The organism is Varibaculum vaginae (assembly GCF_900604285.1).
GTDB lineage: Bacteria > Actinomycetota > Actinomycetes > Actinomycetales > Actinomycetaceae > Varibaculum > Varibaculum vaginae.
On sequence record NZ_UWNY01000001.1, the window covers coordinates 449,459 to 469,298 of the forward strand.

18 protein-coding genes are annotated in these 19,840 nt (G+C 49.5%); 16 read left to right on the forward strand and 2 right to left on the reverse strand.

Annotated features, from left to right (window positions below):
- Positions 1–79: 79 nt before the first annotated feature.
- The 9 genes from dacB (at position 80) to EFB02_RS01930 (ending at position 9,939) form a co-directional block, all read left to right on the forward strand.
- Positions 80–1,519, forward strand: coding sequence for a D-alanyl-D-alanine carboxypeptidase/D-alanyl-D-alanine endopeptidase (dacB, locus tag EFB02_RS01890; protein WP_122819853.1), 1,440 nt, complete (start codon positions 80–82; stop codon positions 1,517–1,519).
- Positions 1,516–2,613, forward strand: a complete 1,098-nt coding sequence (gene tilS / locus EFB02_RS01895) for a tRNA lysidine(34) synthetase TilS (RefSeq protein ID WP_122819855.1) — start codon at positions 1,516–1,518, stop codon at positions 2,611–2,613. The genes dacB and tilS overlap by 4 nt, the downstream gene beginning before the upstream one ends.
- Before the next feature lie 18 nt (positions 2,614–2,631).
- Positions 2,632–3,183: a hypoxanthine phosphoribosyltransferase gene (gene hpt, locus EFB02_RS01900; protein WP_122819857.1), complete on the forward strand. Its 552-nt coding sequence runs from the start codon at positions 2,632–2,634 to the stop codon at positions 3,181–3,183.
- A gap of 154 nt (positions 3,184–3,337) precedes the next feature.
- Positions 3,338–5,335 carry an ATP-dependent zinc metalloprotease FtsH gene (gene ftsH, locus EFB02_RS01905; RefSeq protein ID WP_122819860.1) on the forward strand — a complete coding sequence of 666 codons (1,998 nt, stop codon included), beginning with the start codon at positions 3,338–3,340 and terminating at the stop codon, positions 5,333–5,335.
- Between the two features lie 3 nt (positions 5,336–5,338).
- The gene (gene folE, locus EFB02_RS01910) at positions 5,339–5,905 is read left to right on the forward strand and encodes a GTP cyclohydrolase I FolE (protein ID WP_122819862.1); all 567 of its coding nucleotides are present in this window, start codon (positions 5,339–5,341) and stop codon (positions 5,903–5,905) included.
- Between the two features lie 97 nt (positions 5,906–6,002).
- Positions 6,003–6,887 (forward strand): dihydropteroate synthase, encoded by an 885-nt coding sequence (folP, locus tag EFB02_RS01915; protein WP_122819864.1) that lies wholly within the window; start codon positions 6,003–6,005, stop codon positions 6,885–6,887.
- Positions 6,878–8,812, forward strand: coding sequence for a 2-amino-4-hydroxy-6-hydroxymethyldihydropteridine diphosphokinase (folK, locus tag EFB02_RS01920; protein WP_160115350.1), 1,935 nt, complete (start codon positions 6,878–6,880; stop codon positions 8,810–8,812). The genes folP and folK overlap by 10 nt, the downstream gene beginning before the upstream one ends.
- 4 nt (positions 8,813–8,816) lie before the next feature.
- The gene (locus tag EFB02_RS01925; protein WP_160115351.1) at positions 8,817–9,311 is read left to right on the forward strand and encodes a DUF3180 family protein; all 495 of its coding nucleotides are present in this window, start codon (positions 8,817–8,819) and stop codon (positions 9,309–9,311) included.
- Between the two features lie 22 nt (positions 9,312–9,333).
- Entirely contained in the window at positions 9,334–9,939 is a 606-nt protein-coding gene (locus EFB02_RS01930) for a hypothetical protein (protein ID WP_122819870.1), read from the forward strand.
- Position 9,940: 1 nt separating this feature from the next.
- Here the strand turns inward: EFB02_RS01930 and radA are convergent, their stop codons facing one another.
- The gene (gene radA, locus EFB02_RS01935; RefSeq protein ID WP_122819872.1) at positions 9,941–11,329 is read right to left on the reverse strand and encodes a DNA repair protein RadA; all 1,389 of its coding nucleotides are present in this window, start codon (positions 11,327–11,329) and stop codon (positions 9,941–9,943) included.
- A 100-nt stretch (positions 11,330–11,429) separates the two neighbouring features.
- On the opposite strand from radA, the gene EFB02_RS01940 reads away from it, so the two are divergent.
- Positions 11,430–12,098, forward strand: coding sequence for a potassium channel family protein (locus tag EFB02_RS01940; RefSeq protein WP_122819874.1), 669 nt, complete (start codon positions 11,430–11,432; stop codon positions 12,096–12,098).
- A 104-nt stretch (positions 12,099–12,202) separates the two neighbouring features.
- On the opposite strand, the gene EFB02_RS01945 is transcribed toward EFB02_RS01940, so the two are convergent.
- Positions 12,203–13,579, reverse strand: coding sequence for a TrkH family potassium uptake protein (locus EFB02_RS01945; protein WP_234992697.1), 1,377 nt, complete (start codon positions 13,577–13,579; stop codon positions 12,203–12,205).
- 340 nt (positions 13,580–13,919) lie between these two features.
- On the opposite strand from EFB02_RS01945, the gene EFB02_RS01950 reads away from it, so the two are divergent.
- From EFB02_RS01950 to EFB02_RS01975, 6 genes are all read left to right on the forward strand, one after another.
- A complete protein-coding gene (locus EFB02_RS01950; RefSeq protein ID WP_122819878.1) occupies positions 13,920–14,135 on the forward strand; it encodes a helix-turn-helix domain-containing protein in 216 nt (71 codons plus the stop codon).
- A 91-nt stretch (positions 14,136–14,226) separates the two neighbouring features.
- Positions 14,227–14,325, forward strand: coding sequence for a 30S ribosomal protein bS22 (locus EFB02_RS01955; protein ID WP_005504750.1), 99 nt, complete (start codon positions 14,227–14,229; stop codon positions 14,323–14,325).
- Positions 14,326–14,593: 268 nt separating this feature from the next.
- Complete coding sequence (locus tag EFB02_RS01960; RefSeq protein WP_122819880.1) at positions 14,594–16,429, forward strand: glycoside hydrolase family 2 protein; 1,836 nt, start codon at positions 14,594–14,596, stop codon at positions 16,427–16,429.
- On the forward strand, positions 16,429–17,505 hold the full coding sequence (locus EFB02_RS01965; RefSeq protein ID WP_122819882.1) for a carbohydrate ABC transporter permease: 1,077 nt from the start codon (positions 16,429–16,431) through the stop codon (positions 17,503–17,505). Before EFB02_RS01960 ends, EFB02_RS01965 begins: the two co-directional genes overlap by 1 nt.
- Complete coding sequence (locus EFB02_RS01970) at positions 17,502–18,404, forward strand: carbohydrate ABC transporter permease (protein WP_122819884.1); 903 nt, start codon at positions 17,502–17,504, stop codon at positions 18,402–18,404. Before EFB02_RS01965 ends, EFB02_RS01970 begins: the two co-directional genes overlap by 4 nt.
- Before the next feature lie 24 nt (positions 18,405–18,428).
- The gene (locus tag EFB02_RS01975) at positions 18,429–19,802 is read left to right on the forward strand and encodes an extracellular solute-binding protein (protein ID WP_122819886.1); all 1,374 of its coding nucleotides are present in this window, start codon (positions 18,429–18,431) and stop codon (positions 19,800–19,802) included.
- Positions 19,803–19,840 lie beyond the last annotated feature (38 nt).

Genomic DNA, 19,840 nt, shown 5'->3' on the forward strand with positions numbered 1-19,840 from the left:
AGCGCAGTAAATAGCGCGGAAGTCGTGGCATCTGCTTTATATTTAAGAATACGTGCAAAATCCATCAGCGAGGGAAAGAATGCGAAAATCTGTACTTTTACCGCTGATGCTTCTGTTTGCCTTGCTATTGGGTGGGGTCGGATACGGTATTTTGGACGCTTACAACGTGGTTCCCGGGGTGCTTACTTTAGAAAAACGCTCCGTAAATCTTCCGGATACTGTCCAGTTGCAGCTCAGTGAGAAACAGGTTGCGGATGCTACGGGAATAACTACCAAAGCCCGCCCGATTACAGCTGAACAAGTTAAACCGCTACTAGATAAATTGACGGCCGAGGCAGCTCGCAGCGCTGATGTTAGCAGTCAAACCGAGGATGACGAAGCTACCCCCGCCAATAGCGAAACCCGGGTGGGGGCAGTAGTGATTGATACCGCCAGTGGGAAGATCATTGCCGATTTAAATGGGGAGCAAGCCCTTACCCCGGCCTCCTCCACAAAAGTGATTGCGGCCGCGACCGCACTTCGTACTTTAGGGCCGCAGTACCGTTTCACTACCTCTGCTCATCTAGCAGACAAAAAACTTTACTTAAGAGGCAACGGGGATCAGCTGCTGTCCGCGGGTGCTGGTAATCCTACCGCTATTACCGGTCATGCGGGATTAGGGGATTTAGCCGCGAAAACTGCGCAAAAGCTAAAGAAAAAGAAAATTAATTCTGTGCAACTCTTCCTAGACGAAAGTGTTTTCGGGGAACAAACGTTGTTGCCTAACTGGGTAGAGCAGGGAAACAGCAACTATGAAACCAAACCGGTTCCATTAGCGATTCGCAATGGACTAGCGCATCCCGAGTTGACTTACGGATATGTAGAAGACCCCGCGCTAACAGCCACCCAAGAGTTCGCAACACGACTCAAAGAACAAGGCATTGAGACCGGCGAGGTTGAAAGGGCAGTAACCCCCAAGGAAGCCACGAAAGTGGCTCAGGTGGAAAGTGCCCCTTTGCATGAAGTGATTCACGATACCCTGAAAGAATCAAACAATATGCTGGCAGAGGTACTTTGTAGGGCATCTGCAGTGAAAGCGGGGACAGGAGCAAACTTTCCCGGGGAAATAAAAGTAGCGCAAAAAGTTTTGGGAGACCTGAAACTAGAGGCAAAAGGATTTGAAAATCAGGACTGTTCGGGGCTATCAACTGAAAATAAAATCAAACCGATCCTGTTGGCTTCTGTGACTCAAAAAGCTGCACGAGGTGGCGATCTCAAGTTACGCTCCCTGGTTTCCTCACTCCCGGTTTCCGCACTAGATGGCACTCTTTATAATCGCTACGTGGGATTGCCCTCTGCGGGGAATGTGCGTGCAAAAACTGGATATGTACAGGCAGCGAATACTTTAACCGGTCTGGTAGCAACAAAAACCGGCAGGGTTCTCACTTTTTGCGTGATGATTGATTCCTCGCAGCATCCGATAGCGGGGGGAGCCATCAAAGTTATTGACAACTTTGTAGATGGACTGGCGGAACTGTGATCGGAAAAGTGCTCGGTGCTGGGGGAAGAATAGAAAGAGCTGTTCTGGCGCAGTTAAAACGATTAGAAAACTTTCAACCCGGGGTTACTTTGCTGGTGGCCTGTTCAGGGGGACCAGATTCTCTTGCTTTGGCCGCCGCCTGTGCCCGCCTGGCAGCTTCGCGTACTTTTAAACTAGTAGCTGCCACTGTGGATCATGGGTGGCGCCCAGAATCGGCGGCTCAGGCTCGGCGGGTGCAAGCAATGCTTAACGGATTAGGCTACCGAGAAGTCACCCTCTTGGAACTGTCCCTCCAAGATTCTGGTGGCGGTAAAGAAGCTGCCGCTCGCAAAGGACGTTATCAAGCGCTAGTAAAGGAAGCCAGTCGCTATGGAAAACTAGGTTCACAGGTGTTTATCATGCTGGGGCATACCCGTGATGACCAGGCAGAAACCGTCCTGCTGGGGCTAACTCGCGGGAGTGGAACCCGCTCGATTGCAGGAATGCGTAGCTGGGGAGCTGGTGAAAAAGCTGAAGAAAAGGGTATGCCCGAAAGTAAAAGTAGCTGGCAGACAGGATATTTACGACCGCTTCTGGAACTGCCCCGCCAGGATACGGTTGCTGCCTGCCGAGAATGGGGGTTGCCTTATATAGATGACCCCTCAAATTATCCCGATGGTCCGGTTAAGGCGGCGGACGGATCTGCGTTACGTCGTGCTGCCTTGCGTCACCAGGGGCTACCCGCCCTCGAAGAAGCTTTAGGGATGGATCCGCGACCTGCTCTCGCTCGCACCGCGTCCCTTTTACAGGAAGACTTAGACGCCCTTGACGTTTTAGCTGGAACCTGGTTTACACGGGTTAAACAGGAAGAATCTGAGGGGATTAATTTGGAAACTAGCCAGCTACTTTCACAGCCAGCTGCCATCCGTAAACGGGTATGGCGCCTGGCAGCATTGGCGGCGGGGGCGCGGGCGTCAGATATACGGAAAGTGCAGCTTGATGCGGTGGATTTCTTAGCGACCACTCGTAGAGGGATCGGCCCCATTCAGCTGCCCGGAAGAGTCAACTGCACTCGGGTGTCGGGGAGCTATGAACTCCAATTTCGTGCGCAATAGAGAGGATAGAATGGGAAAATGGACGCAAACGATATGGGCGATGCGCTGGATCGGGTATTAATCAGCGAGCAGCAAATAGCAGACAAACTTCGCGAAATGGCAACCCAAATCGACCAGGACTATCGTGGACGCGAGATATTACTGGTAGGCGTACTCAAAGGCGCCACTATGGTGATGGCCGATTTAGCACGTCTTATTCACACCCCCTTGGAAATTGATTGGATGGCTGTTTCCTCCTACGGGGCTTCCACCAAGTCTTCCGGAGTGGTACGGATTCTAAAAGACCTGGACAGCGACTTAGGCGGTCGGGATGTGTTGATCGTAGAGGATGTGATTGATTCTGGGCTTACCTTGGATTGGCTTACCCGCAACCTGAGTTCCCGGGGCGCGGCCTCGGTAGAAATTGCGGCGCTGTTACGTAAACCTGAGGCGGCTAAAGTTGATGTTGACGTGAAATACGTGGGTTTCGATATTCCCAATGATTTTGTGGTGGGATATGGCCTAGATTATGCGGAAAAGTACCGGAATCTTCCTTTCGTTGGCACTCTTGCTCCGCACGTGTACCAATAGAAGCCTTCTTGACCGTTGTGATGAGGCTGCGCCGAAAGCGTAAAATTTGTCTGAAGGCGCCCAGAATAAGCAATTAGGTACTAAACCGTTTAGGCTTGTCTTTATAAAACAACGCCGCTACGCGGCACCGGCTAATAAGGTATGAAACCGATAAATGGCGAATAAGAAAAAAGAGAATCAGAAGTTGTGGCTCAAATGGGGAATCCCAGCGATCCTGATAGTCGCGGTATTTTGGGCAATTTCCCTAGTCATGGCACCTACTGTAGTTGACACCTCAGAGGGGATTACGCTGCTTAAAGGGAAAACCGTGCAGCGGGCAATAGTAAATGACGGCACCCAGCAGGTAAAGCTAGAGCTATCAAAGAAGTACACTCCTAAAAACTTGGGGAAAGATGCTCAGGTGATTCCACCTAGGGGCTCTAAGGAAGTTACTTTTACTTTCGTGCAGTCTCAGGCGGAGCAGATAAATGACTTGATTCAGGACGGGGATCTTAAAAAAGGCTATAACTCGATCTTCCCCACCGGATCTTGGTGGTCAGCTCTCTTACAGATGATGCTGCCTCTGCTGCTTTTCTTCGCCCTTATCTGGTGGGCAATGTCCCGCATGCAGGGTGGTGGAATGCTGGGATTTGGTAAATCCAAATTCAAAAAGTTTGATGCCAGTGCCCCCAAGATTACTTTCGGCGATGTTGCTGGAGCTGATGAAGCAGTAGAAGAACTGCGAGAGATTCAAGAATTTTTAGGAAACCCCGCGAAATTCCATAATTTGGGAGCTCGTATTCCTAAGGGGGTCTTGCTGTGTGGTCCGCCAGGAACCGGTAAAACCCTGCTGGCAAAGGCAGTAGCCGGGGAAGCTAAAGTTCCTTTCTTCAGTCTTTCCGGTTCCGAGTTCGTAGAAATGTTCGTAGGTGTAGGTGCTTCGCGCGTGCGCGATCTATTCGGACAGGCAAAGGAATCTGCACCCGCCATTGTGTTCGTTGATGAGATTGATGCAGTGGGACGTCACCGCGGCACCGGCATGGGCGGGGGGAACGATGAACGAGAACAAACCCTAAACCAGCTGCTAGTGGAAATGGATGGGTTTGACGAGAACACCAACGTGATCTTGATTGCCGCCACCAACCGCCCTGATGTGCTCGATCCGGCGCTGCTGCGCCCGGGACGATTTGATCGGCAGATAAACGTGGATGCGCCGGATATTAAGGGTCGGAAAGCGATTTTGCAGGTGCACGCGAAGGGCAAGCCGATGACCACCGACGTGGATCTCGAACAGATTGCTAAGCGCACTCCCGGATTTACTGGAGCTGACCTGGAGAATGTACTTAACGAGGCGGCGCTACTCACCGCCCGCTCTAATGCGGATTTGATTGATATGCGGGCAGTCGACGAAGCCATCGACCGGGTGATTGCCGGACCACAAAAACGTACCCGGGTAATGAATGACCATGACAAACTAGTTACTGCCTATCATGAGGGTGGACATGCGCTATGTGCTGCTGCCTTGCGCTATACCGACCCAGTTACCAAGGTTACTATTTTGCCGCGTGGGCGTGCCCTGGGGTACACCATGGTGATGCCCACCGAAGATCGCTATTCCCGAACTCGCAACCAACTACTAGATGAACTGGTTTATTCCATGGGAGGACGGGTAGCTGAAGATCTGGTGTTCTTGGATCCGTCTACCGGTGCGTCCAACGATATTGAAAAAGCTACCGTCACCGCGCGTCGGTTAGTAACCGATTTTGGTATGTCCGATAAGGTGGGGCCGGTAAAGCTGGGAAAGGATGATAGTGAACCCTTCCTAGGTCGTGATGGCTTGTCCAGCAGGAACTATTCCGAGGCGGTGGCAGGCACCATTGATGAAGAGGTACGAAACTTCCTGGATAATGCCAATCGCGAGGCCTGGGAAATTCTTACCCGCAACCGGGAAATTCTCGATGATTTGGCATCCCGGCTCATAGAAAAGGAAACTTTGCTAGAGGATGAGCTCAACGAGATTTTCGCACCGGTGCAAAAGCAGCCTGAAAGGGCTGTTTGGTCCTACGGAAAAGAGGGCGCAGTGCCAGGAGCTGTAATTGGGCATCCGGTTAAACAAACTCAAGCGCCGGCCACCGCTCCGATTCCTGAGCATTTAGAAGTAGAGGGTAAATAGCTGGTGACTTATAACCAAAAAGGGGTAGAACAGGCTATTCGTGACCTTCTGGTAGCTATTGGCGAGGATCCCGAGCGAGAAGGATTGCAAGAAACCCCGGCACGTATGGGGAGAGCCTGGAAAGAAATTATTTCCGGGATGCATTCTGACCCGGCGCTTCCTCTGGAAAAACAGTTCCAGGTTGATGATGGCGAGATGGTGATGGTGCGGGGGATACCTTTCTATTCTTTGTGTGAGCACCATTTGTTACCGTTTTTCGGAGTGGCACACGTGGCCTATATTCCGCGCGATGGCCGGATTACCGGGCTATCGAAACTGGCGCGAGTGGTAGAGGGATTTTCTCATCGATTGCAGGTGCAAGAAAGATTGACTGCGCAGATAGCGGATGCCTTAATGGAAAGACTTAAGCCGCGAGGGGCAGCAGTAGTTATCGAGGGTGAGCATCTTTGTATGTCCATGCGAGGCATTAAGAAGCCGGGAGCAAGCACCACTACCTCGGCTCTACGTGGAGTCATGCGTTCCGATCCCCGCTCCCGGGCGGAAGTACTTTCCTTGATTCGGGGAAACTAACCCCTCTGCGAGTACTTTTCCAGGGGAAAAGAAGATACACGCTATTTTCCGCTGTCTCCAGAACAAAAGAGCGTTTAATGACAGGTAGGCTAGAATCATGAAGATTCTGGAAATTCCTGACCTCTTGACATCCGGCCGTACCAAAGTGATGGGGATTGTTAACGTAACTCCAGATTCTTTTTCTGATGGCGGACAGTGGTTTGAACCCGAAAAAGCGATTTCTCATGCCCTTGAATTAGAAGCGGCTGGCGCTGATATTCTTGATATAGGAGGAGAATCTACCCGTCCTGGAGCCGAGCCCTTAAGTGCGGTGCAAGAACAGGAACGTGTATTGCCGGTGATTCGTGGCTACCTGGATAAATCCTCCAATCCGTGCCCTATTTCTTTAGATACCGTGAACGCGGAAACTGCCCAGGCAGGGATAGCGGCCGGAGTACAAATAGTTAACGATATTTCCGGGGGCACAATGGATCCCCAGATGCTGACGGTGGTGGCGGAAAATGATGCCTACTATATCTGCCAACATATGCGCGGTAATCCCCAAACTATGGATAGCCTGTGTAATTATGGTGGGGATGTAGTCGGTGGGGTTTCTCGGGGATTAACGGAACGCATCCGAGCCTGTGAAAAGGCAGGGGTTAATTTGCGAAGACTTATTTTGGATCCCGGATTAGGGTTCGCTAAAAGCGCGCAGCAGTCCTGGGAATTACTGGGAAACCTCGATAAGCTGGCGAAGCTAGGCTATCCCCTGCTGATTGGGGCTTCCCGCAAGCGTTTCTTAGAGATGGCTGTGCCTGCCCAATGGGATAATCACCTGCCTGCAGGCCTGGAACCGGGAGCTAGACGGCGAGAGGCCGCCACCACTGCGGTGAGTGCGCTTTGTGCGCAGGCAAGCATCTGGGCAGTTAGAGTGCATAACGTTGCGGCTTCAGTTAGCGCGGTAGCAGTCGGGCGTTTATGGAGGGAAATATCATGTCGCTAAACCAAGAAGAAATTAGTCAGCGTCTAAAATATCTCGACCATATTAGCCTGGTGGGGATTCAGGAACATGGTTGGCATGGGGTACTTGACCACGAACGTCAAGACGGACAGCTTTTCTTGGTGGACGCAGATATTTACCTGGATCTACAAGATGCGGGAGCCAGTGACCGGATCGAAGATACGGTGGACTACTCGCGGGTATCTGAGTTGATTAGCCGAATTATTACCGGTCCCCCCTGTGACCTGCTAGAAAAAGTGGCTACTCAGATAGCCGAAGAAACTTTGCAGCTGGCGAAGGTGCAAGCAGTGCGGGTTTGCTTACATAAACCGCAAGCACCGCTAGGGATAGAAAAAGAGGACGTGTCGGTAACTATTTGGCGCGGCCTAGACAATTTGCTGCCTGATCCGGAAGTTTCCCAGATAGAAACTGCTGCTCTGGACTTAAAAGAGATTTACGCACAAGATCCTGCCGGAATTAGCGAAAGCCCGCTAGATGAATCCGAGAATCCCATAGAGCAGACCCCAGATTCTCCTCGACAAGTGGTAATTGCCATGGGTGGAAACCTCGGGGAAGTCAGCGAAACTTTCCGGAAAGCACTCAGTAAGCTATCCCAGGCTAGCGGGGTCGGAGTAGTAGAAGTTTCCCCGTTGGTACGCACAGCAGCCGTATTGGGCGAAGGGCAGGAAGAACAGCCCGATTACTTGAATGCGGTAGTAATCGTTTCGACTGTCCGTTCTCCTCTTAATCTGTTACGCCTGCTGCAAGAGATAGAAAATGAACACGGACGGGAGCGAAACGAACATTGGGGAGCGCGCACCCTCGACCTCGATATTATTGATTACCAGGATGTTGTCAGCAAGGATGAACGGCTAGTGCTACCGCATTCGCGGGCTAGTCAGCGTGCTTTTGTCTTGTTACCTTGGTCTCTGATAGCTCCCAAAGCTGAGCTCGCGGGCGCTGGGGAAGTCGTGGTTTTAGCCGACTATGCCCCGGATCGCGATGGGGTAAAAGAGATCTACCCCGATTGGATAACCGATAGCCATTCGCAAACTGAAGTTGGTACGGGATCTATGCCTTTGCCCCGGTGGTCAGCGGTTTCTAGACCTTCGCTACCTCCACGAGTATTAGATGATGCCCGCGAGTTGCATCCCAGTGGACAAATTCCCCAAATTTCAGAAAAAACAGCAGAGACGACAGGGGGGCAGGAGACATCACAGGCGGCAGCTCCATCACTTCCGATTCCCTACCCCGACGCTTCCAATTCGGTTCGGACTCCAGCTGCTAGTTCCCATCCGTTACCTCGCATATCCACTGAGGAACCTGCAGAAGCAGTGATATTAGATGAGGGGCTACCGTTAGAGGAAATCGAAGAGATTTCAGCGAAGCAACCTCTTGAAGAGGCATCTAGTAAAACTGGCCTCTGGCAGCGGATTAAAGCGTTTTTTACCGGTAAAAAGACCGAACAAGAAACCCCGGTAGACGCGCTGATACCGGCGGTAGAGCCAGATGAAGATGTAGATCTTCCGAGTCCGGAATGGCAACATGTGCCAGATGAAGACAGCGAAATATCAGAAACTGTAGCTGAGTCAGAGGAAGTAGTTATCGAAGATCCAGAACCAGTAGCCGCTACGGAACAAGAGGTGACAAATGCCGAATATGGCAGTGGACGCCATGCCGGGCGTCTGGTTACCGGCTCTATTCCCGAGTTTGAAGAATCTCCGTTGCCACAATCTCTAGAGATTGCCGAGCAACAGCTGAATACAGGCGATGACCTGACCGCTAATGGCGGCGAAGCAAAATCTACGGTGGAGCGGCGTTCTATTTTGCGTCCAACTACCACGGGAGCGGTTCCCATACTTAAACCGGAAGGTGACCGTGCCGATCAACCCACTGCAGCTTTCGATCCGCTACAGGAACTTAAGTAATAACATGCGACCGCTACGGAAATTTATCTTGTCGTTGCTGGCGTTATTTGCTCTGATAGTCGGTTACTTTCTTAGTGATTTAGCGGTAAAAATGGGAGGTAGTCCTCTCCAATTTAGCCCCATACTGACCTTGTTAATATTTTGCGGTGCAATTGTATTAGCAATTTTTGGACAGGCGGTGAAGCGTTTGCGGGATGGGAAAACCTCCTGGGTACAGTTAGCTAAAGCGCCAATGGTGGCGTTGGTAGCCCAGGCTTCAGCCGTGTGGTCATCGCTGTTTATTGGATATTTACTTTCGCAATTAATCCTGATTTACCAGCTACGGCATGCCGGAATGGTCGGTTCCTTTGCCGCTAGCACTATTGCTTTAGCTTTGGCTAGCCTGTTTTTATTGGTGATTGCACTGCTAGTGGAATCTTGGTGCATTATTAACGATGGCGAAGATGGTTCGGCTGGCAGAAAAACACCTCCTGGGGGTGCCAATCCAGCTTCCGCCTAAAGGGCTAGGGTAACCTGGGGACATGAGTCCAGACCACCCCCAGCGCCGTTCCAATCACACGCGTCCCTCGCAGACAACTTTTTGGGTACGCCGGATAGTGGCATTGCTAGTTTTAGCGATATTAATTTCCCTGGTAGTGTTAATCGTTCGTTTTGCCTGGTCATGGATGCAAGCCGCAGATGATAGTCAGCAACGGGCGAAAGTGCAGCAGAATAAAGAACAGCTGGTTACTCAACCCGTCGCTTGCAAAATGACCAATATAGCCTACAAGTTAGAGCCGGAAAAAGCGGAAAATCAGGTGGGGACAGGAGTTAATTTTAAGGTAGCCTTGCGCAACACCAAAGGGAATCAGCCCTGCACCATGAACGGCGCAATAGATAAAGTAGGCGTGAAAGTCGTTACCGGTGAAGACACAGTTTGGGAATCTTGGAAATGTCAGGAAAAGGTTGATCCCCAGCCTTTACTGCTAGGAACCGGCATGGAATACAACACCACTATTACCTGGGATGGGAAGAACGTTAGCAAATGTAAGGCTGGCGATATCGCGCAGGCGGGAACTTATCAGGCGATTCCGGTATTAAATGGTAAAGAAATCACCGAAGGCAAAGAAGTCTTTACTTTGAAGTGATTTACTCTTCAGGTAGGGCAATCATTACTGCTTCCGCCAGGTTGGTTACCGGGTGTAGCGTCATTCCTTTAGGGGCGGAAACCTCGTCGGCTCCCAGGCGAGGAATCAGAGCGTGACGAAAACCTAACCGCGCAGCCTCGGATAGGCGCCTTCCGCACCCCACGGTAGCGCGGATTTCCCCGGTTAGGGAAACTTCCCCAATAGCCACCATTTTTTCTAAAGGGGGACGCGTCTGGGCGGCACTGGTGATTGCCAACGCTACTGCTAGATCAACTGCTGGTTCGCTGGTTTTTGCTCCGCCTACGGTGGAAACGTAAACGTCACAATTAGAAAGTGCTAGTCGTAAGCGGGCTTGCAGTACCGCTAAGGTCATAGCCACCCGCGAATAGTCGAGTCCCGAGGTGGTGCGTCTGGCCGATCCTCCGGACACCAGTGGTGATACTAGAGCCTGTATTTCAGTAGGCATCGGGCGTCGCCCTTCCAGAGTTACGGTTACGCAAGTGCCCGGTACCCGGGAGGAAGTTTGTGACAGGAACAGTCCTGAAGGGTCAGCTAAGCCAACAATTCCCTGCTCTACTAGTTCAAAACAACCAACTTCATCAGTGGCGCCATAGCGGTTCTTTACCGCTCGTAGTAGCCGTAAACGGGTATGGCGATCCCCCTCGAATTGGGTAACTACATCAACCAGGTGTTCCAGGACGCGCGGGCCAGCGATTCCACCAGATTTGGTCACGTGTCCTACTAGTAGAATTGGGATTCCGCGACTTTTGGCGACCTCAATTAAAGCCGAGCAGACGGCGCGTACCTGAGTTACATTCCCGGCTTGCCCACTGACTTGCTGGGAAGCAATAGTTTGTACGGAGTCCACAATCACCAGCGAAGGGGAGCATTGATCGATATGCCCCAGGACGCTTTCTAATTCGGTTTCCGCAGCCAACAATAGATTGTTAGCCAGGGAACCAATCCGCTCGGCTCGTAGGCGTACTTGCGCCGCGGATTCCTCTCCGGTTACATAAAGCACTGACTTGTTTGACTTACCCGAGGCAATTTTTCCGGCAACGGCTAACAGTAGGGTTGATTTGCCTACTCCGGGTTCGCCCGCCAATAAAACCACTGATCCGGCAACCAGGCCGCCTCCGAGTACCCGGTCAAGTTCTCCGATTCCCGTGGGGAGGAATCTAGCGTCAGCAATATCGACTTCATTAATGGATTGGGCTCTTCTCTGGGGGGTTCTACCTGAAATTTTATTGCGGGAAGAAGTTTCCGTAGCTTCTGTAGGTATGGTTTCTTCGAGGGTACCCCATGCCCTGCAGTTACGGCATTGTCCCAACCACTTGCTTGATTGCCACCCGCACTCGGAACATTGATAGCTAGTCTTTACCTTGGCCATGCCTTTACTCTAGCGCGGCATGCCTGCGAAATAATGGGGCACGGTAGGCTGGAAGTAGCAGGCGTGATTATTTATACCCGGGGACAGTAGGAGGACGCAGATGGCGAAGCGGGATTCTGGTGCATCTGGAGTGCTAGTTATCGGTTTGGGGCGTTTCGGTTCGGCAGTGGCCGCCTCTCTAGAGAGTTTAGATCGAGAGGTGTTAGCGGTGGAAAAGTCCCCGCGGATTGTTACCCAATGGCAGTCGCGTCTGCCGGTGGTGCAAGCGGACGCTACCAGTGCCGAAGCCTTGGAACAGCTGGGTGCCACCGATTTTCAGGCAGCTGTAGTAGGGGTGGGAACTGCTTTAGAGGCCTCGGTGCTGATCACTGCAAATCTGGTGGACTTAGGTATCGGATCAATCTGGGCGAAAGCCACTTCTTTAGAACATGGATCAATCTTAAAGCGAATCGGCGCACACCACGTGGTTTACCCTGAATATGATGCCGGGGTGCGCACTGCTCACCTGGTGGGTGGGAAGATGCTGGACTATATCGAGATGGATCGTAAGGGATTCTCGGTAGTGAAAATGCGTCCTCCGAAGGCCTGTCACGGTTTCACTTTGGCAGAATTGGATACTCGCTCCCGGTATGGGGTCACGGTTATCGGGGTGCTTTCTCCTGGTGAACCCTTTGAATATGCCGCTCCCCAAACTCGTGTTGATGCCAATGACATCATTATCGTTTCTGGGGATGCCGAACTTTTGGAGCAGTTTGCGCAGCTGCCGTAGATCTATTTGTTCACCTGGTATTGGTAGCTTTTTTGTTTAGGAAGCGGCACGGATAAATTTCCTCAACTGCGGCAGACCAGGGTGTGCTCGTAACCTGGATAAAACTATCCGATGATAGGGCGTTCTTCGGGCATTCTGATTACTCTGCGACGTTCGCGTAAGGCGAGAGCCGCCGCTACTGTCATAGTTCCAGTCCTGCCCGCGAACATTAACAGTACCAGCGAATATTTTCCTATTATTGGCAAATCTGGCGTGATTCCGGTTGATAAACCAACAGTGGCGAAAGCAGAGATTACTTCGAAGCCGATGACGTCCATCGAATAGTCGGTTACCGAAAGTAAAAAGAAGATAGCGGTCACCACCATGATGGCGCCCAGACCGGTTACGGCTACCGAAAGACGCACTACTGAGGGGGGAATCCGGCGATGGAAGGCCTCCACGTCTCGATCCCCGCGTGCCTCGGCCATAATCGCCAAAATCATTACTGCTAGCGTGGATACCTTGATGCCGCCGGCAGTAGATGCAGATCCACCTCCGATAAACATCAGCACATCCAGCAGGAACCAGGAACCTCTGGTCATTTGTCCCACGTCGATTGTACTGATCCCGGAAGAACGGGAATTCACTCCGAAGAGGATGGAAGTTTGCAGAGATTCTGAGGTACTCATGGAGCCAAAGGTTCCCCGGTTGTTCCATTCTGAGCAGGCGATAACTACCGCGGTAAATACCCAAACAGCAAGATAGGTAGTGATGGTCAGTTTAGAGTGCAAACTGAGTTTATGAGGAGAACGCCAGTTTTCTTTGAGATCTAGCATCACTGGGAACCCCAGAGCCCCCAGGAATGTTCCCAATATTACCGGGGTGATCATCCACCAATCCCCCAGGTGGGCGTCTACCCCCTCCGGTAGGTTAATCAGCCCAGCGTTATTAAAAATGGAGATGGATTGGAACAGGGCGTGCCAGATTGCGGAGCCTATGGATTCGTTCAGGGTTAAGAACCGGGGTAAAAGGGCGATGAAAATAATAGCTTCACAGGTAAAAGAGGTAACGATAACCGTGCGGATTAGGGCACCAACTTTACCGAGGGAGGAGGTTTTTTCGATGGCTGCCAGCATTCTTTGGGTAAGTCCGATGTGACGTGATACTGCCAGTGCCAATATTGAAGCCAAGGTCATTACCCCGAGCCCGCCAATATGTATGCCTAGCATAATCACTATTTGGCCAAATAAAGACCAGTAGGAAGCAGTATTGACTACGGTAAGTCCAGTTACGCAGACTGCCGAGGTAGCAGTAAAAAGTGCATCTATTAGTGGAGCGGGTTTGCCGGTAGTGGTAGCGATTGGTAAACACAGTAGTAAGGTCATCACGAAGATGATGCCAGCGAAAACCATCAACACTAGGCGGGCAGGGGAATTGCGGGCGAGATGGTCGATGGATTCGCGAAGCCTTGCGCGTTTAGAAACGGTTTTTTTGCGTGGCATCATCCCTCCCCCGCTAAAAATAGAAACAATTCCTGCCTAGATAGTAACCCGGGGCCAGTGGTTTTGGTTAGGAGAAGCAGGGGGCTTGATCTTTTGGTCAAGTAGTGTCTCCTCTCTAGCTTCCTGATTAAAGAAAAGGCAAAAAATATCGGGAATATTTTGGGTAGATTTGGGTTAGATGGTTATTTTCCAATAACTTTCCTGTGGCAGTTGTGAAAAGTGGGTTAGATGGGGTAGCTTTAAACGTGGATACGCGAAAGTCTAGATTTTATCTAGGTTTTCCATCTAAGCTATTAGTGACAGCCCCTAACCGGCATGGATTAACTCAGGACGGAACATTATGGCACAGCAGCAAGCTCCGCGCTTCGTAACAGTGGCAGAAGTCGCGGATCTGATGCGTGTGTCGAAAATGACGGTCTACCGCATGATTCATGCTGGCGATATTCCCGCAGTTCGGGTGGGTAAATCATTCAGGGTTCCCGCCGCCGCGGTTGATCAGATGATGGGGCAGGGCTTCGGTAACTGGGAGCAGAGCTCCGGGGTGGCCAATAGTTAACCTCCGCCTAAGTTGTTGTATAGTAGGGCGAGAAAAATACTTCAAGTTGTAAGGGCGCCGCGCGCGCACTAAGAAACAAAAGGAGGGCCTAATGGGCTCGGTTATTAAGAAGCGCCGTAAGCGTATGTCCAAGAAGAAGCATCGTAAACTGTTGCGTAAGACTCGCCATCAGCGTCGTAACAAGAAGTAACAGGCTAACGCTTTAAATGGATCCAGGTTTATCCCCTGGATCCATTTTTATTTTCTCTATTGTGCTTGTGGGAGGGTATCTGATTTAGAAATAAGAGGTATCGAATTTACGTTTATTTCCCAATAGTTTCTTCGCTTGTTCGGGAATCTATTCTTAAAAAGATAGCGAATACTGTGAAGGTGACCTTTGTGGGGTCAAAAAATGAGGAAGTTCGAGAAAAATATTATTTCAGTTTGCTACGTAGCAAATTGTGTATTAGGCTACTTATATGTCGATCAATGAAGATTTACAATTGGATTTTGGGTATCCCCGACCTCAATTACGTCGTAGTGACTGGACTAGTTTGAATGGGTATTGGCAGTTTGCAGAAGATCCTGAGGATGAAGGTCTAAAAGAGAGTTGGTTTAAATCTGCCTCGGTTTTTAACCGGGAAGTACTCATTCCTTTCCCTCCCGGAAGTCAGCTGTCTGAAATTACAGATTTTTCGGATTGTGATGTGGTTTGGTATCGACGAATCTTGAAACATCAAGATTTGCCTCCCAAAGCTGATGGAAATGAATGGTGTCTCAACTTTGAGGCGGTTGATTTCTTTGCTGATGTCTGGGTCAATGGGAATCATTTATGCAAGCACGTCGGGGGTGGCACCTCATTTTCGGTAAAACTTCCAGAAGACGATGAATATGAAGTTGTTGTGCGAGCGGAAGACCGTAGGCTTGATCAGAGTCAACCGCGGGGAAAACAAGATTGGCTCAAACAACCGCATGACATCTGGTACAGACGTTCTACCGGAATTTGGCGAGATGTGTGGGCGGAGTCCGTTCCCTGCCATGCGGTAGAGCAAATTTGGTGGAAATTTGATCTTGATCGAGCAATAGTTACTGCTGAATTTGCCTTTTCAAAATGGATTCCTCAGGGACACATTCGTATTAATTTAAGATTGCGGGGGCAAGAGCTGGCTGCGGTTGAAACCGATATAAAAGGTATGTCTGCAACCGTAATCGTAGAGATTCCGCAGGTGCGCAGTCGAACGGAATGGAATAATCTACTTTGGTTCCCCAGCTCACCTAACTTGATTGATGCTGAAGTTGCGTTAAAAGTTGGTAGCCAAGAAGACAAGGTCCTTTCTTATCTTGGGCTTCGTGCAGTAGATATCAAGAATGGGTATCTGCGAATTAACAGAAAACCTGTATATGTTCGCGGAATCTTAGATCAAGGGTATTGGCGGGAAAGCTTTTTTACAGCGCCTAGTTGCGATGCTCAAATTCGTGATTTAGAGCTAGTTCGGGACATGGGATTCAATACGATTAGAATCCATCAGCGCACTCCAGATAGACGCTATCTTGCTATGGCTGATTATCTGGGAATTATGGTGTGGGCAGAGTTTCCTGCCGCATTTGAGTATTCCCGCCGAGCCATTAATTGGACCTTATCGCAGTGGAATTCAATACTTGACCGAGATGCATCCAGTCCTTCGATTGTGGTATGGGTTCCTTTCAACGAGAGTTGGGGAGTTGACGCAATCTCCACTAATCCCAGCCAACGCCACTTTGTAAACTCGATAGTTGAATTAACTAGAGCGAAGGATCCCACCCGTTTGGTAGTTGCTAACGATGGTTGGGAACAACTCGATACGGATATTGTGAGCACGCATGATTATGCGACCACTGCAAATGAATTGGAAATTGCTTACCTAGAACCTGGAAATGCATGCCAGACTATTCATGGAATCGGGCCGCAAGGAAGACCCATCCTGTTGAATTCTTCAACAGAGTTAGGGGATCGTCCGATGATGGTCACAGAGTTCGGAGGAATTTCTTTACGTGAGGATAAAGAATCTTCCTGGGGATATGAGGTAGTCTCAAACACTAAAGATTTCGAGGAAAGAGTATCGTCACTCTTCAGGGCACTTTACAACTCATCCGTACTAACGGGGTGGTGCTATACCCAGCTCACTGACACTCTTCAAGAGACAAATGGCTTATTGAAAGAAGATCGGACGCCTAAAATTCCTATCTCTCAGATTAAACGGTTTGTCCTGGGTGATAGTTTTCAAAATCAAATTCGTCCTCGAAGGTTTAACCAACCAGCAGGAAGCGAGGAATAATGCGTTTACCGTCAAAGACTAAGTGTAAGGACTGGCTGGTTAATTTCAGCTTTGTCGTTCCGTTCTTGCTTTTCTATCTGGCATTTATTGTCTATCCTGTCATTCAGGCCATATTGATGAGTTTCTACGATTGGCAATTACTGGGCAACGCGCCAGTTTGGTTAGGTCTAGACAACTACTTGAAGATGTTCGGTGGACAAAACATTGAATGGTCTTTGAGCGCGCAATGGTTTGCAAGGCTATTACTGTTGTCTTTTGCTATCTATTGGGCTTGGCGAACGAGGAAAACTCGTAATGCTGGAGATATCGCGTTGATGGTCTCCGTAATCCTTATCGTTCTCCTGATGGGATTCCATCCTGGAGAACATGGGTCATGGAACGATCCTCGATTTTGGAATGCTTTTAAAAATACGGTTATTTTCACGGTTGTTTCCACACCGATTATTGCTGGATTGGGATTAGTGTTCGCATTACTTCTTAATAATCCCAGACGGAAAACTAACGGATTGTATCGGGCTGCGCTATTCCTTCCCTATGTTTTACCGGTATCGGTAGCGACTTTGATTTGGGGATATTTGCTTAATCCTTCACGCGGTTTGGTTGGACGATTGAGTGAGATACTAGGTAGAGAGCCGATTGCATGGCTCTCGGATCCGCGATTTGCTATGGGTGCAATCATAGTTACCACAGTTTGGTGGACTGTTGGGTTCAATATGATTCTGTTTGGGGCAGGCCTTCAGGATATTGACCCCGTATTGTATGAGGCAGCGCAATTAGATGGAGCCAGTAAATGGCAACAGTTCCGCCATATAACGCTGCCGGGTCTGAGCCATGTGTCCTTGCTAATCATGGTTACTCAGATTATTGCATCTTTCCAGATTTTCGGGCAGGTAAATATTATGACGGGCGGAGGCCCAGGTAATACCACAGACGTTGTAGTTAGGTATATCTATCAAACGGGATTCCGGGATATGCAGTTAGGATATGCATCCGCAATGTCACTATTCCTCTTTGTAGTTATGGTTTTGGTTTCCCTTATCCAATTCCTGATGTCTCGCGAAAGGAAAGCGCAATGACGGTGTTACCTCAGCAGCAGGAAAGGCAGTTTGAAGTGGTCAAGGGAAAAAGGTTATTCAGTTCCGCTTCTAGGAGTACTAAGCGTTCGTTTAGTTTGTATCAGCTGGCGATGATTGTTCTTTGCCTGCTGTGGATACTTCCACTAGTTTGGATTTTTTCTTTGTCGTTGACGCCTAACGAGGCGTTGAAGGTGAGTTCGCAGCATATACTTCCTCAGGGTTTGACTTTGAAGAACTACGCTGATGTGTTGAACACCAGTTTAACCATGAAATGGTTTATGAATTCGGCTATCGTAACTGTGATTACTACTGTGCTTACGGTGTTCGTATGTGCAACTGCAGGATATGCTTTTTCTAAACTGCAGTTTCCGGGGCGCTTACTTGTTTATGCCCTTACGCTAGCTGGGATGATGGTTCCCAAAGAAGCCATGTTTATCCCACTGTTCATGATGTTTGCGGATGTGGATATGCATAATACCTACGCCGCGCTAATAATTCCGCGTGTGGCTTTCCCGCTTGGGGTGTTTATTATGACGCAGTTCTTTAGCCAAGTGCCACGCGAGTTGGAGGAGGCCGCGAGAGTAGATGGAGCGTCACAATGGAAAGTATTTTATTCCGTGATGCTGCCGATGGCCGTGCCGTCTATGATTGCTTTGGCAACCTTCACTTTTGTTCAGAGCTGGAATGATTATCTATGGCCCCTTGTTTCAGCTACTAAGCCAGAGATGTTCACCATCACAACTGGATTGGCATCTATGCAGGGAAATTTTGCCCAAGCTACAGAGTTAGGGTCGCTCATGGCTCGGGGTGTCCTAGGATCTCTTCCACTCTTGATAGTGTTTCTGCTTTTGCAAAAATATCTGATTCGGGGAATCTCAATGTCTAGTGGTGGAAAGTAAAACAACAATGGAAAGGAATCAACAATGAGGATGATTAACAAGATAACGGTAGGAGTGGTTGCGTCTGCTCTGCTCCTTACTGGCTGTGGTGCAAGTGGAGGAAGCGCGAGCAAAGGAGCTGCGAACTCCAAAGATATTGCATCCAAGATAAAAGCGGTAACCGATGATCAGCTTAAAGGAACCACGATCAATTTGGCTCGTTTCTTTGGTGACTGCGATGACACAACAAAAAACGTCACAGATATTTCCAAGGCGACCACTGAATGTGAAGCAATTCAGATTCTTACAAATAAGTTTGTAGCAGAAAATAAGTGGGGAATTAAAGTTAAGCGACTAGGTGGGGCTACCTGGCATTCTTTCTATGATGGTTTAAATGCCGCCTTAGCTAGTACAGACCGCCCAAACGTAACGGTAATGCATGGAGCAAATCTTCCCGATTATGCCTCCCGGGGGTTGTTGTTAGAACTGGACAATAGCTTAGGGATCGATCTGGCCGACGCCACAGATGCTGCTAAAGATGCTATTCGGTACGAGGGTAAGAACTATGCGGTACCTTTCGACACGCACGCAATAATCTCTCACCTTAATATGGATATTCTTGAAAAAGCCGGGCTGACTAATCCCGATGGGACATATGACATGCCCACATCCCCCGAGAAATTCCTTGCCGATGCAGAGGCCGTTAAATCAAAGACTGGAAAGAACTTTATCGATATTGCGCTTTCTAAGGATCCTATGGGCGAGCGTCTATGGATGTCTTTGATTTGGCAACAGGGCGAAGAGTTTATTGATGCTAAGACCAAGACTGTTAAAGTAAATTCAGAAGCATCGAAAACTGCTTTGAAGTTCATGAATGAACTAGTCAAAAAAGGGTATACCACTCCAACTCATGATTATGATGCATCGCAGCAGGCTTTCATGAAGGGTGAATCCGCGATTATGTACAACGGGGTTTGGGCTGTGGATCAATATACCAAGGAAGTTCCCTTCCATTATGAGACTACCAATGCTCCCATGCTGTTCTCTAAGAAATTCACTTGGGCAAACTCTCACACCTGGGCTATCCCGGTTCAAGCTAATAATGATCCGGTTAAGTATCGGGCAGCTTTGGAATTTGTTAAATTCCTTTACGGGCACACTGGAGATTGGGCAGTAGCAACCGGGCATATGGCTTCAACAAAGACGGCGCTAACATCTGATGCTTACAAGAATGCGCCTCACCGTGCGCAGTATTTCGATACCGCCACCAAGTATGCTCATATGCAACCGCGCCTCGCAAAATGGCCTGCCATTGGCGATAAAATACAAGAGGGTATAGAAGCAACTTGGCTGAATAACGAGCCAGTAGATTCCGCACTTAACAACCTGCAAACAGATATTGAAGGTATGCTTAAGTAGCAAGGTTTACTAACTAGCGTTGACGATGGGCCAGGCGA